Below are 12769 nucleotides of genomic sequence, written 5' to 3'. Positions count from 1 at the left end.
GCCCCGCCCTTGCGGGGAGAGGGCTGGGGTGAGGGGCTCTTTCGATCCGCAGGCTTCGTCGCTGTGACGAGCGCCGTGCCATGCGCCTCACCCGACCGGCTTCGCAGGTCGACCTCTCCCCGCGCAGAGCGGGGCGAGGTTAGAAATGCTGCCTTACGCTTTCCGCGTGTACAGATGAAATCCGCCATAGATGCCCGAACGATCCGCAGCCAGACCTTCGGCACTACGCGTCTCATCGCGCTGCCACGTCTCGCGCAGCGATGCATGTTCCGGATCGTCCAGCGGTGATTCCGCACCGGCCGTGCGGAAGATCACCCGGATGCCATCCTTGCCGGCGCGGTCGATCGCGTCCCACAGCGCACGGATTTCATCCGGCGCCATCCAGTCCTGCGAATCCAGCAGCACGACCGCGTCGATCTGGCGGGCTGGAAGGCTCTCCAGGAACACGCGCAGATTGGCATGCACCGGCGTGACCAGAGCGGCGCGGCTGGCGGTGTCCGCGTAACGGCTCTGCTGCAGATAGAGCGGCAGGCATTTATCGCCGGGGCCGACATAGCTGCGGCTCAGCGCCTGCCAGGCAAAATAGTTGTTGGCGTTCGGATGCACGTCGATCAGAGCGAGCAGACGCTGATGCAGCACTTCGTTGAGCGGCTGATTGCCGCCCAGCAGCGTGCGCTGCTGCGGCGGGATGCCGAGGCTGAACAACAGCGCCGGGGTCTTCGTCATCATACGAGCGAGCCGGGAGTGGAACAGCCAGTGCAGTCGTTCCAGCGCACGCTTGCGCGCCGGGGACTGCTTGTCCTCGTGCAACAACGCCTTGAGATCGATGCGGGCGAGCTTCGCCAGCGTATGCGCGAAGCCGATGAAACGGCCGAGCGCGCCATGACGATAGAAGCCGTCACTGAAGTAACCGTAGCGCGGGCGGCCCTGGATATCGCGCTCGTCCCAATAGCCGCGCGCCTCGACGTCGAGCAGCGGACGCAGCCGCTCGCGATAGAGGCCTACATTGGTATCGGATGCGCCTTCGCCGAAGAATTTCCAGAAGTCCTGATAGTTCGGCAGTGCGCGCAGGCCGGCAAGCTTGAGCTTGAGCAGCGACAAATGCGCTTCATTCAGATCGATCGCATAGACATGTTCGGGCTTCGCCGACAGATAGGACAGCGCGTTGCAGCCGCCGCTGGAGATGGTGACAATCGTCGAACCGGGCGCCAGCTTCAGCGCCGCCATGTCGGCTTCGGGATCTTCCCATATCTGGGTATAGACCAGCCGGCGGAACCAGAAGGCGAACAGCCTGTCCCAGATCGTCGTTTCCTCGCGACCACGGCTATTGCGAACGGCGTCGGCGATCAGATGCGTATTCATCGGCTTCTTGGACCCTTCGAATCGACAATCTGAAATTTTTATCAAGCGCAGACTGCGGTTTTGCGACAGTCGTTCTAAATTTCGGCCGATACCCGCGACGAAACTACTGTCACACCGCTGTCGTGTTGCGATGAAATGGATCGCCCATCCGGATGCGACGAGGTGCGCCATGACGATTGTCTCCGAATACGAAGACGGCGGTCAGCCCGCGTGGTCGAACGAAGCCACGCATCGCATGAACCGGATGTATCGCTGGCAGCGCTTCATCTATGACGCGACGCGCCGGTACTATCTGCTCGGTCGCGATCAGCTTATCGCCGAACTGGCACCCGCGCCGGGCGCGACAGTGCTGGAGGTCGGCTGCGGCACCGGCCGCAATCTGGTTCAGGCTGCCCGCAGATATCCACAAGCGGTATTCTACGGCATCGATATTTCGACCGAGATGCTGACCACGGCCATCGCATCAATTGCACGCAACGAGCTCACGGATACCGTTCGCGTCGCCCATGGCGATGCGACGAATTTCGATCCGGCACGCATCTTTGCTGTTCCGTCGTTCGACCACGTCATGATTTCCTACAGCCTCTCGATGATCCCGGGCTGGCAGGATGTGCTCGACCACGCCGTATCCCAGCTCAAGCCTGGTGGGCGACTACACATCGTCGATTTCGGCCATCAGGAGCGGCTGCCCAAGATCGCAAGCAAGCTGCTGTTGCGCTGGCTGACGCTGTTCGACGTGATGCCACGCCGCGAGCTTCTCGATGTGCTGAAGACACTCGCCGAGCGCCACCACGCCAATCTCGATTTCAATCGCCCGTTCCGCGGCTATGCGCAATCGGCGGTGCTGACGCTGCCGACGTAATTCAGGCGAGCTTGCGCCTGTTCACATTCCGATAGGCTTCCACAGCACCGAACAGCGTGAGCGACAGCACGAACGGGATCAGGTGATAGAACAGCCGGAACAGCAGCAGCACAGCCAGTAGCTGCTCGGTATGTTCGCCGCCGAGCCCGACCAGAATCGTCGCATCGAACACGCCAATGCCCGCGGGTGCATGGCTGGCGAATCCCAACAGCGTCGCGGCGATGAAGACGACGATCACCTGCGCGACGCCAACATCCATCGTCTCGGGGATCAGCACATACATCGCCAGCGCCGCCGCTCCGAGATCGACGAGCCCGATACCGATCTGGAAGAATACGTTGCGCCCGCTCGGCACCGGCACCGACCAGTTGCGACCACCGAGTGTCCGAATGCCGTTCCACGTCCAGCCCACATAGGCGATGATACCCATGAGAATTGCGACCGCGATGAAGCGGTTGATCTCGGGCGAGAGCTGATCGATCCGGCTGATGGCGCCTGGCTCGTGCAAGGTGCTGAGCGCCAGTGCGGTGAGATTGCCGAGCCAGAAGGTGAGCCCGGTCAGGAAGCAGATGCGCGCGACGCCGGCAGGGCCGATGCCATGCGGCGCATAGATCCGGTAGCGCACTGCCGATGACACCAGCAGCACGGCGCCGGTTCCGTGCGAAATGGGATAACTGGTGAAATTGGCCAGCGCTGCAATCCTGAAGGGAATGTCCCGCCGCCCGATCATCTGCAGCGCCAGCCAGTCATACAGCGTCAGGCTGCCATAGGAGATCGCCACCAGCGCCAGCGCCAGCGCGATGCTGCCTGGCGGTACCATGTGCATGGCAGACAGCACGTGGGCAAAATCCACGCCCTTGAGCGCCTTGGACAGCGCCATAAACGCAATCGTAGCAATTGCTATGCTAAGGAGCGCGCCAAGCCACCTCCAGCTGAGGCGCGTACGCATCAGCTGCATGATATTTTTCAATGCGGGTGGCACATTGTTCTACTTTTCATTAGGTCTGAGCACGCCGTGATTCGCGCATGTGTTCGCGCGTTCTGTTGCACGTCCATGTGACAGCTGCGCAAAAGCAGCGTTTTGGCGTCATCCAACAATCCGGTGATTTCCAGATTTCGCCCCCGCCATGTCGCATCAAGGTCATGCGGGTTCCGTAAGCCATGCGCACTGAATGCACTGATTCATCCAAGCAGGACACCATGTCGACCGAGACCGAATATCAGCTCACCGAAAACCAGTGGGACACACTGCGGATGCTTCGCCCCGCGATCCTGCCACCGGCCAAGCTGAACCGTTACGTTCTCGATCAGCTGGTTGCGATGGGACTGGTTGCGCTATCGGACACTGATCCGGCGCTGACACCCACGGGCCGCGCCGTGGTTCTGCGCGGCTGTCCGCGACTGTGGGATCTGGCGGCCTGAACCGACGCTTGCGCCGTTAGGGCGCATCCGCCCGCTGAAGCAGAAATGCGAGCGCGTCCTCGCAACGGTCTTCGACTTTGAAGCTGAGAAACTCGTCGGCGCGCGTGCGGCCGAGATTGACCGCGGCAATCGGAATCTCCGCGCGCACCGCCGCTTGCACGAAGCGAAAGCCGGAATAGACCATCAAAGACGAACCGGCGATCAGCATGGCGTCGGCCTTCTGCAGGTGGCCGAGCGCGGCATCGACGAATTCGCGCGGCACGTTCTCACCGAAGAACACGACATCCGGTTTGAGGATGCCGCCGCAGATCTCGCAGGCCGGAACGACAAAGGACGCGAAATCGACGCCCTCCAGATCGGCATCGCCATCGGGCGCAACGGCCGCGTCGAGCTCCAGCCAGCCAGGGTTCAGGTGACCCATCTCGTGCTGGAATTCATCGCGCTGGATCCGGCGTTCACATCCCATGCAGCGCACGAGATCGAGCCGGCCGTGAAGGTCGATGACCTTCTTGCTGCCAGCGGCCTGATGCAACCGGTCCACATTTTGCGTGAGCAGAACTTCGCATTTGCCGATCTGTTCAAGACACGCCAATGCGTGATGCGCATCGTTCGGCCGCGCCTGGCCAAACCGACGCCAGCCGATCAGGCTTCGCGCCCAATAACGTTGCCGCGTCAGTTCCTCGCCCATGAAGGCCTGAAAGGTCACAGGCTGCGTGCGTTTCCAGTTGCCGTCGGTGTCGCGATAATCGGGAATGCCCGAATTGGTGCTGCAGCCGGCGCCGGTCAGGACAAACAGACGTTGATGGCGATCGACGAAGTCGCGAAGGGCATTGGGTGGGGTCATGTGGGGACGTTTATCTCTCGGCGGCAAACCAGGCCAAACCGCCACGGACGCGGAACCTGGCACTGCATATGTGGGGACGGAATTCGGCGAGTCCACCACGCGAGATCACGCCTCGGCGTCGAACATCGCTGGCGAGGGGATGAACCGGTTTGTTCATGAGTGGAGACAAGGTGCTTAACCGTCATATTGGCATATCTATGTCGGTGGCTGACACGCGCGGTCCCTTGCCAGAACGAAATCAATGAATGCTCCGCTTGGCCCAACCATAGGCGACCATTGCATCGTGAAGTGCATTCCTAGCGTCAACGGTGCTGACCGGATCTTCGCTCGCAGCGGTTAGCCTGCTGACGACATCAATCCATTGAGGGGACGCGCGGGTTTCAGATCCGACGTAGCGCTGAATCCATCTCAGCGCCGAAACGATCGACAGCAGCTTCCGATCACCAGTCGGAGTCTGGCCAGGCGCATCAGTTGTCAAAGTGATCGGCGCGAAGATGATCTGCACCGTTACCCCGTCGGTTGGTGGATTAAGTTCCAAGCCGGTGTAGCGCAAAGTACAACGTATCCGCAAAGTCACGAAATTCAATTTGGAAACAGGCGCCCGCAGGACCGAGCTGATGCACATGAACCAATATGCCAACGAGAGCCCAACCGGCTGCTCGTCATCGGACTGCTCAACGTTCCATACATCTGCGCGCCCCGAACGGCAGGTTCAAGATCGCGACAAAAGTCGATGCCAGTTACTAGGTCCGACTCCATGCTTCGGCAGGTGGTCCCTGTCCGCCTTGCGTCATGACCCAACCCGGACCCAAACACGCGCAGCCTCAAATATGAATTTACTTGTCGAGCTTGAACACCATCTGTGTCGGGCGCACGAACCGCAATGCGATCAGAAGCAGCGTCATGACCATCACCATGTAGATCACAGCCATGGCATCGATGGAATAGACGGGGCGAACACCACCGGCGAACATGTTGTAGAATAACGCGACGACAAGCGTCTGCGATCCACCGCCGCCGAGGAGAAATGCGAGCTCGAAATTCGATATTGTATTGACCAGCACAAGGACGCCGGCGGTCAGTATTCCCGGTACCATCAGGGGAAACAGAATCCGCCTGAAAATCTGGGCCCGGCTTGCGCCAAGCATTGACCCGCTCCATTCCAGATTGACGCTGATCTGCTCGAAAAATGGCATCAACACGAAGACGGCCAACGGGACCATCGGCACCAGGACCGCCAGAATCACGCCGACAACGGATCCGCCGACCCCGTATCGGTAGAGAGTGGTTGCCAGCGGAATCCCGTAAGTCATCTGTGGGATGACCAGCGGCAAAAAATACAGCAGCAGAATGACCGATTTGAATCGAAAATTTCGTCGCGCAAGAATGTAAGCGGCCGGAAATCCAATGGCCAATGCAAGGAAGACGACAACGACCACGATCAGCAGCGTGACACCCAACACCTGCCCCAGATCGAAATTCTTCCACGCGTAAGCGAACCAGTCAGTTGTATAGGCCGGCGGCAGCAGGCCACCGAACCATCGCTTGGCGAACGAACTCACCACGACATGCGACACGATCCCAAGCATGTTGAGGATGAAACCCACAATGAACAGATAGAGCGAGAGCTTCCACATTCTGGTTCGCATTGTGCAGCCCTATCTCTTTCCGACGCCCATCGTCGCAGCTGGCGACAACCGTCGACGGAACAGGATGATGACCAGCAGCGCTGCCAGCTGACACAGGCCCATAACCACCGCAATCGCGGACGCAGCCGACATGTCATATTGTTCGAAGGCCTTCTGATAGGCCGCAATAGAGATCGTGCGCGTGGTGCCCGCCGGCTGCCCGAGCATGATGGCCGAGGGAAAGACCGCGAAGCTCATGACGAACACCAGCGCGAATGCGATGGCAAGACCGGGCGCGATGAGCGGCAGCATCACGCGCCGGAAGACAATCGAAGGTGTCGCACCAAGCATCCGCGCCGAGCGTTCAAGGCTGGGATCGATGCCGGATATGTATCCCAGCAGCATCAGGAAGCAGAACGGAAACTGCTGCATGAACAACGCCAGCATAACGCCAGCGTAGTTATGGGTCAGAATGAACGGCTCTTTGATAAGCCCTAATCCGAGAAGGACCTGATTGAACCAACCCTGCGAACCATAGAAACCCAAGATACCTTCCGACAGCAGGATCACGCCAAGCGAAATAGGCATGATCAGGATCGTGGTCACGGTGCGCTCCATGAAAATACCGCGACGCATGCCGTAAGCCAGCCAGAGTGCAAGCAGAAGAACAACAATCGTGGTGGGGATCGCCAGACTGAAGGTGATCCAGATCGTACCATACTGATAGGGATCGCTGAAGAAGGTGAGATAGTTCGCAAAGCTGAAGCCGCTAACCTTTTGCGGCTGAAGGCTGAGATAGACACCATACAGAAACGGATAGACGAACATGCAGAGAACGTAGAGCAAGGACGGCAGCAAACAGAAGAATGCCAGCGCGTCGAATTCGCTCTTCTCATCGTTGGCTACGGCGCGCATTATTTTCTCACCTATTCCGCGGGAAGCAAGACGACCTTGTCGATCGGAAACTGAAGACCGATCGTATCGGCCGTTCGTATTGCTTCGGCGGTGCGCAACCAGACCCGCGTGTTATCATTGATCCGTATGGCGGCTTCCTGTTCCCGACCGAGATACTCGACCACTTCGACACGGCCACTAACATCTTCGGCACCGGAAACCACCTCACCGCCCGCCCGGATATCGTCCGGGCGTATCGCCATCACCATATCGGTATCCACGCGCACATCAGCCCCGGCCCGTGCCCGAATACGGATTCCGTCGCCGACACCTTCGGCGATTCCGTTGGACACTGACGCGATCCTGACCTTGAAGAAATTCCGGAAACCCATGAAGTCCGCCACGAAGACATTCTTCGGCCGGTCGTGAATTTCCTGTGGGGTACCCGACTGCATCAGGACGCCATTGCGCAACAACACAATCCTGTCCGACAGCGACAGTGCTTCGGCCTGGTCGTGAGTCACGTAGATCGACGTCAACCCCAGCGCGGCGTGAATCTGCTTGATCTCCGCCCGCATCTCGACCCTCAGCTTGGCATCGAGATTTGATAGCGGCTCGTCGAACAGCATCAGGCGCGGATGCAACACGAGGGCCCGCGCAATCGCAACGCGTTGCTGCTGACCGCCGGAGAGTTGACCGGGATAGCGCTCCTCATAGCCCGTCAACTGCACCAGTTTGAGCATCGCATCGGTGCGCTTCTTGATCTCCTCCTTGGACAATGGCTTCAAGGTGAGCCCGAACGAGACGTTGTCGAAGACCGTCATGTGAGGAAACAGCGCGTAATTCTGGAACACCATTCCGAACGCGCGCTTCTCGGGCGGCAGATGATCGACCCGCGCTCCATTGAGCCTGATCTCGCCCTCGGTGGCCGCAATCAGGCCAGCGACGATCGACAAGGCCGTCGACTTTCCGCATCCACTCGGTCCGAGGAAGGTGACGAACTCGCCCTTTCGGATATCGAGTTCAAGGTTGTCCAGCACGGTCTTGTTGCCATAGCGCTTGGTGATTCCAAGCTTCAGCGAGTCCAACCTATCTCCCGGCCCGTTCATGTCGTCCCGTTTCTGAATAAGAAGCAACAAAGCCACCGGCGGGTCCGTACATGCGGACCCGCACGCTCATCGAATGGATTACTTCTTGACCTGGTTTGCGCCCACTTCCCGGTCCCAACGATCCATCGCGTAGCTCAATTCCTTCACGCCGAGCGGCGGGGATACTTTCCATTTGGTTCCGACCTCGTCGTATTCGGGCCGCCAAAACTCCTTCACCAGTTCCTGGATCTCCTTGGGTGCCTTTTCCATGGTGGCCGCAGTGATCGTCGGCCCAATGAAGCCCGGCCAGGAAAGGACCTGCTGCTCGGGCCGGCGCATGAACTTCATGAGATCGAGAATGACGTCGACCTGCTCTTTCGGCACGCCTGCGGGGATGCACCAGTAATGTCCGTCGACCACGAAGGTCGTGTTCTGAAGGATGGTGATCTTTGAGTCCGGCGGAATGACACTCTGGGCACGGGGCTTCATGTCCCATTCCATGATGCCGGCGATGATCCAGCGTTGCCCCTGGGCGAATTCCTTCAATGTGATCGCGGTGCCCGTCGGATAGTATTCGACGTACTGCCCAAGCTCCTTCAGATAGGCCCAGGTCTTGTCCCACCCCTTGTCGGGATCAAGCGGCTTTGAGTCATTCAGAATGTGCGCCATGCCCAGCACGATCGACCGGCCCGGTCCGCTATTCGCCGGCCGCGCATACATCAGCCGGCCCGGATTTGCCTTCGCCCAGGCCAGCAATTCTTCGGCGGTTTTCGGCGGGTTGGGGACCTTGCTGGGATTGTAGACGAACACCGGCCCGCCGGCGTTGCCCACCGACGGCACCATGTAGTCGCGGCCCTCGTCGTACAGCGCCTTGCCGGCAGGCGTCATCTCATCGCGCGGAAACTGTTTCTCGAAGTCAGGAATCTTGATCAATTGGTTGTTGGCCGCGAGAAACGCGCCACCGTCCTGCCCGGTCAGCACAAGGTTGATGTCCAGTCGTCCGGCATCCTGCTGAGCCTTGATCTTGGCCGGCAACTCCGGCGCCGGCGCGCGTTGAATCCTGATCTCCTTGATCTTGTCGGGATTGGCCTTCTTGTAGTTTTCGATGATGACCTGGGTAGATGCGAGATCGCCACCAGTATCGATGATCGAGAGAACGATCGGCTCGGCGGCCCTCAGAGGTTCACCAACGAAAGCCGTCACGGCGAGGACAGCCACGGCGCCGGCAAACGGGCGCAATAATGCATTCGGACAGATCCGCATTTCCGATTCCTCCCTGGCATATGCACCCGCGTCGCGCGCGGTTGTCATTTATTTGTAAACACAGCATCGACGAGTTGGGCGACATCTGTCAAGCATTGGGAGATCGCAATCGGCCGATCGTGAGCAGGACTTGCTGATGTCGCGATGTCGCACCTTGCCCGTCTTGCTCGTTCGCATATCAATCTGTGACTTCATAACCGACCCTAAGAGCCGACAAGTCGGCGCCTTGAGAAGGTCGGCCATCGGGAGAGACGCATGCCAATTGGAGTCGGCCTGATTGGGCTGGGGATGGCGGTGAAGCCGCATATTCTTTCGTTGCTTGAATTGCAGGCGCAGGGACGGATTACAATCGTCGGCGGATTTGCGCCGTCAGCGGACCGGCGGTCAGCGTTCTCACAGCAGTGGGGCGTTCCGGTTTTCGATAGCCAAAAGGATTTACTATCGCGCTCCGATCTCGATCTCGTCCTGATACTGACGCCCCCCGGAACGCATCTGGCGACCGTGCAGGCTGCAGCCGCAGCAGGGAAGCACATTCTGGTCGAGAAGCCCGTCGAGATATCGGTTGCCAGGGGTGAAGAACTCGCGGCCGTCACGGAGGCTACTGGCGTGCGGTGCGGCGTGTGCCTGCAACATCGCTTTCGTCCCGCAGCACTACGCCTGAAGGCGGTGCTGGATCAGGGAGATTTGGGCGATATCCTGTCGGCGAGCGCATCGATCCGATGGTGGCGCGACGATGCCTATTTCCGTCAACCAGGCCGCGGCATGAAGGCTCGCGACGGCGGAGGCGTATTGCTCACGCAGGCCATCCATACTCTCGATCTGCTTCTGCATTTCGTGGGGCCGCACAAGGATGTCGCCGGTTTTGTATCGACCTCACCGCTCCGAACGATCGATACTGAAGACGTGACCGCGGCGGCGGTCCGTTTCCAAAGCGGTGCCATCGGCGTGCTCGATGCCACCAGTGTTGCGCGGCCCGGCTATCCGGAGCGTATCGAAATCGCTGGCACGCGCGGCTCGGCCTATCTCGAGACGTTCCAGTTGGCCATCCATCGCCACGAAGGCCCGCCAGAGACGGTCGGGACCGCGCAATCGGGCGGCGGAGGTGCCGATCCGATGGCATTCGATCACGGCCCGCATCGGGGAGTGATCACCGAAATGCTGGATGCAATCGAACAACGACGCGAGCCGTCCAACAGCGTGCGCTCCGCCCTTCACGTACAACGGCTGATCGAAGCCTGGCTGTCAGACGCCGCCGCCCGCGCTTGACCGTCGCCCTCACGGCCGCTCGCGCCTAAGCCGTTTGGCCAGCGCTGCAATCCCGGATTGTCAGCGGCAGTGCGCCGACTTGTCAAAAAGATGTAATGTTGCCAAAGACTGGAGCATGTTCGGAGCAAGGACGGGGTGAACATGGGCTCAACGGTCAAACGGGACGACATTCCGGAGCGCCCGGCTGTGACGGGAAAGCTCAGCGACCGCGTCTACGATCATGTCCTCAGCCAGATCACGGTCGGAATCTACCCGGTCAATTCGCGGCTTCCTCCCGAGACACGCCTGGCAGATCAACTTGGCGTTTCGCGCCCGGTCGTCCGTGAAGCGCTGATGCGGCTGCGTGATGACGGCGTCGTCGCATCGCGGCAGGGCGCCGGCTCATTCGTGATGCGACGTCCCGCGGCAGACGTTTACAACTACGCTCCCGTGGGAAGCATTGCCGATATACAGCGCTGTTTCGTATTTCGCATCGGCATCGAAGGAGAAGCCGCCGCGCTTGCCGCGCGCGATCACGACCCGGAAGGTCTGCGCCGGATCCGCGACGCTATCGCGGCACTGGATCAAGTGATCGCAGATGCCGCGCTGGGCGTAGAGGAAGACATTGCGTTCCACCGCTCAGTCGCAGAGGCCACCGGCAATCGCTTCTTCGCCGCGACCCTCGCCGCGATCCAGTCTCAGGTGAGCGTGGGTATCACACTCAATCGAAATCTCTCATTGATCCAGCCGCGCGACCGACTTCTGCGTGGGCAAGAGGAGCACCGGGCCGTGTTCGATGCGATCGCCTCCAGAGACGAAGCCCGAGCTCGCGAAGCCATGCGGTCGCATATCGAGAATGCCCGCAAGCGCGTTTTTGAAGGCGGATAGCTGCGCGCAGCGTGGCTCGCGCGCCCGGGTGGTTGTACTCAGATGAAATTCAGGAGATTCTTGACAGACGGCGGCGCCGCAAAAGGACGCCAAGTCATTGAAATCATGGTCGGAGTGGCAGGATTCGAACCTGCGACCCCTGCGTCCCGAACGCAGTGCTCTACCGGGCTGAGCCACACTCCGACTAAGAGCGCGGCTTATAGCCTTGGGTTTCGCATCCTGCAAGAACCCCGGTAAAGAAGCCTGACCAATTTTGAAGACAAGGATCTGCCCTGCATGGCCGTAGGCCTGACGACCCGGATGAGCCCCGCCGACGCCGCCCATATCGCGGAGGCGGCGCGCTGCCTGCGCGCCGGCGGGCTGCTGGCGTTTCCGACCGAGACGGTCTACGGGCTCGGCTCCGATGCGGCCAATCCGCGGGCCGTGGCGGGGATCTATGAGGCCAAGGGCCGGCCGTCATTCAATCCGCTGATCGCCCATGTGGCGGACCTCGCCGCTGCCCGGGGCATCGCCCAATTCGATGCGCGCGCGCTGGCGCTTGCCGAGGCGTTCTGGCCGGGGCCGCTGACACTGGTGCTACCCAGGACGGCGGACTGCCCGGTGGCCGATCTGGCCACCGCCGGCCTCGATACGGTCGCCATTCGCGTGCCGGCGCATCCCGTGGCCCACGCGCTCCTGCAGGCCTTTGGCGGTGCCGTGGTGGCGCCATCGGCCAATATCTCCGGGCATGTCTCGCCGACCACCGCAGCCCATGTGCTAAGCGATCTGGATGGCCGGATCGACATGATTCTCGATGGCGGGCCGGTTGAAGTGGGCGTTGAATCCACCATCGTCGGTTGTTTCGACACGCCGATGCTGCTCCGTCCCGGTGGCCTCCCGCGCGAGGCGATCGAACGGGTGTTGGGCCAGCCGCTGGCGAGCCCGCCGGACGAACCCGCAAGCGAGACCAACCAGCCGCTGGCGCCGGGCATGCTGGCCTCGCATTATGCGCCGCGGACACGGGTGCGGCTGCTGGCCGAGGCGGTGAATCCCGGCGAGGCGCTACTGGCCTTCGGATCGGCCCCGCTGCCCGGCATCGAGGCCGCCGCCGCTGTCCTGAATTTGTCCGAACAGGGCGATCTCGGGGAAGCCGCCACCAATCTTTTCGGCTATCTTCGCGCGCTCGACGCCGCTGCCATGGCTTCGGGCGCGAGCGGCATCGCGGTGATGCCGGTGCCTAACCATGGGCTCGGCGAAGCCATCAATGACCGGCTGCGCCGCGCCGCCGTGTAAC

The 12769-nt window shown here is 60.7% G+C and carries 13 protein-coding genes and 1 tRNA gene; 5 read left to right on the top strand and 9 right to left on the bottom strand.

What is annotated here, in order from left to right:
* Window positions 1-153: 153 nt before the first annotated feature.
* Window positions 154-1362: a DUF3419 family protein gene (locus A4A58_RS14950; RefSeq protein WP_068733330.1), complete on the bottom strand. Its 1209-nt coding sequence runs from the start codon at window positions 1360-1362 to the stop codon at window positions 154-156.
* Between the two features lie 169 nt (window positions 1363-1531).
* Between A4A58_RS14950 and A4A58_RS14945 the strand changes: the two genes are divergently transcribed.
* A complete protein-coding gene (locus A4A58_RS14945) occupies window positions 1532-2224 on the top strand; it encodes a class I SAM-dependent methyltransferase (protein WP_068733328.1) in 693 nt (230 codons plus the stop codon).
* Between the two features lies 1 nt (window position 2225).
* Here A4A58_RS14945 and A4A58_RS14940 read toward each other — a convergent pair whose 3' ends face one another.
* Window positions 2226-3104, bottom strand: a complete 879-nt coding sequence (locus A4A58_RS14940) for a UPF0104 family protein (protein WP_086937055.1) — start codon at window positions 3102-3104, stop codon at window positions 2226-2228.
* Window positions 3105-3424: 320 nt separating this feature from the next.
* On the opposite strand from A4A58_RS14940, the gene A4A58_RS14935 reads away from it, so the two are divergent.
* The gene (locus A4A58_RS14935) at window positions 3425-3646 is read left to right on the top strand and encodes a hypothetical protein (RefSeq protein WP_092139391.1); all 222 of its coding nucleotides are present in this window, start codon (window positions 3425-3427) and stop codon (window positions 3644-3646) included.
* A 16-nt stretch (window positions 3647-3662) separates the two neighbouring features.
* Here A4A58_RS14935 and A4A58_RS14930 read toward each other — a convergent pair whose 3' ends face one another.
* The 6 genes from A4A58_RS14930 to A4A58_RS14905 form a co-directional block, all read right to left on the bottom strand.
* Window positions 3663-4490, bottom strand: coding sequence for an NAD-dependent protein deacetylase (locus tag A4A58_RS14930; RefSeq protein ID WP_068733324.1), 828 nt, complete (start codon window positions 4488-4490; stop codon window positions 3663-3665).
* Between the two features lie 238 nt (window positions 4491-4728).
* Window positions 4729-5043 (bottom strand): hypothetical protein, encoded by a 315-nt coding sequence (locus tag A4A58_RS14925; RefSeq protein ID WP_068733321.1) that lies wholly within the window; start codon window positions 5041-5043, stop codon window positions 4729-4731.
* A gap of 283 nt (window positions 5044-5326) precedes the next feature.
* Window positions 5327-6139, bottom strand: coding sequence for an ABC transporter permease (locus A4A58_RS14920; protein WP_068733319.1), 813 nt, complete (start codon window positions 6137-6139; stop codon window positions 5327-5329).
* 9 nt (window positions 6140-6148) lie between these two features.
* A complete protein-coding gene (locus tag A4A58_RS14915; RefSeq protein ID WP_068733317.1) occupies window positions 6149-7033 on the bottom strand; it encodes an ABC transporter permease in 885 nt (294 codons plus the stop codon).
* Window positions 7034-7044: 11 nt separating this feature from the next.
* A complete protein-coding gene (locus A4A58_RS14910) occupies window positions 7045-8100 on the bottom strand; it encodes an ABC transporter ATP-binding protein (protein ID WP_244499769.1) in 1056 nt (351 codons plus the stop codon).
* Between the two features lie 99 nt (window positions 8101-8199).
* Window positions 8200-9363 (bottom strand): ABC transporter substrate-binding protein, encoded by a 1164-nt coding sequence (locus tag A4A58_RS14905; RefSeq protein ID WP_158005684.1) that lies wholly within the window; start codon window positions 9361-9363, stop codon window positions 8200-8202.
* Window positions 9364-9618: 255 nt separating this feature from the next.
* On the opposite strand from A4A58_RS14905, the gene A4A58_RS14900 reads away from it, so the two are divergent.
* Together A4A58_RS14900 and A4A58_RS14895 are read left to right on the top strand one after the other, a co-directional pair.
* Window positions 9619-10629, top strand: a complete 1011-nt coding sequence (locus A4A58_RS14900) for a Gfo/Idh/MocA family protein (protein ID WP_068733311.1) — start codon at window positions 9619-9621, stop codon at window positions 10627-10629.
* A gap of 141 nt (window positions 10630-10770) precedes the next feature.
* Entirely contained in the window at window positions 10771-11496 is a 726-nt protein-coding gene (locus A4A58_RS14895) for a FadR/GntR family transcriptional regulator (RefSeq protein ID WP_068733309.1), read from the top strand.
* 106 nt (window positions 11497-11602) lie between these two features.
* Here the strand turns inward: A4A58_RS14895 and A4A58_RS14890 are convergent.
* Window positions 11603-11679 (bottom strand) — tRNA-Pro (locus A4A58_RS14890).
* 93 nt (window positions 11680-11772) lie between these two features.
* Between A4A58_RS14890 and A4A58_RS14885 the strand changes: the two genes are divergently transcribed.
* Window positions 11773-12768: an L-threonylcarbamoyladenylate synthase gene (locus A4A58_RS14885; RefSeq protein ID WP_068733307.1), complete on the top strand. Its 996-nt coding sequence runs from the start codon at window positions 11773-11775 to the stop codon at window positions 12766-12768.
* Window position 12769: the final 1 nt, after the last annotated feature.

It is taken from the genome of Tardiphaga robiniae (assembly GCF_001618955.1).
Taxonomy (GTDB): domain Bacteria; phylum Pseudomonadota; class Alphaproteobacteria; order Rhizobiales; family Xanthobacteraceae; genus Tardiphaga; species Tardiphaga robiniae_A.
Note: the sequence above shows the minus strand (reverse complement) of the source record. Positions and strands in the feature narration are given on the sequence as shown.

What these genes read in the sequence shown, in the direction of transcription:
- A4A58_RS14935 (WP_092139391.1), top strand. Translation starts at nt 3,425, where the DNA reads ATGTCGACCGAGACCGAATATCAGCTCACCGAAAACCAGTGGGACACA.
- A4A58_RS14920 (WP_068733319.1), bottom strand. Translation starts at nt 6,139, where the DNA reads ATGCGAACCAGAATGTGGAAGCTCTCGCTCTATCTGTTCATTGTGGGT.
- A4A58_RS14900 (WP_068733311.1), top strand. Translation starts at nt 9,619, where the DNA reads ATGCCAATTGGAGTCGGCCTGATTGGGCTGGGGATGGCGGTGAAGCCG.
- A4A58_RS14885 (WP_068733307.1), top strand. Translation starts at nt 11,773, where the DNA reads ATGGCCGTAGGCCTGACGACCCGGATGAGCCCCGCCGACGCCGCCCAT.
- A4A58_RS14905 (WP_158005684.1), bottom strand. Translation starts at nt 9,363, where the DNA reads ATGCGGATCTGTCCGAATGCATTATTGCGCCCGTTTGCCGGCGCCGTG.
- A4A58_RS14945 (WP_068733328.1), top strand. Translation starts at nt 1,532, where the DNA reads ATGACGATTGTCTCCGAATACGAAGACGGCGGTCAGCCCGCGTGGTCG.
- A4A58_RS14940 (WP_086937055.1), bottom strand. Translation starts at nt 3,104, where the DNA reads ATGGCGCTGTCCAAGGCGCTCAAGGGCGTGGATTTTGCCCACGTGCTG.
- A4A58_RS14930 (WP_068733324.1), bottom strand. Translation starts at nt 4,490, where the DNA reads ATGACCCCACCCAATGCCCTTCGCGACTTCGTCGATCGCCATCAACGT.
- A4A58_RS14950 (WP_068733330.1), bottom strand. Translation starts at nt 1,362, where the DNA reads ATGAATACGCATCTGATCGCCGACGCCGTTCGCAATAGCCGTGGTCGC.
- A4A58_RS14915 (WP_068733317.1), bottom strand. Translation starts at nt 7,033, where the DNA reads ATGCGCGCCGTAGCCAACGATGAGAAGAGCGAATTCGACGCGCTGGCA.
- A4A58_RS14895 (WP_068733309.1), top strand. Translation starts at nt 10,771, where the DNA reads ATGGGCTCAACGGTCAAACGGGACGACATTCCGGAGCGCCCGGCTGTG.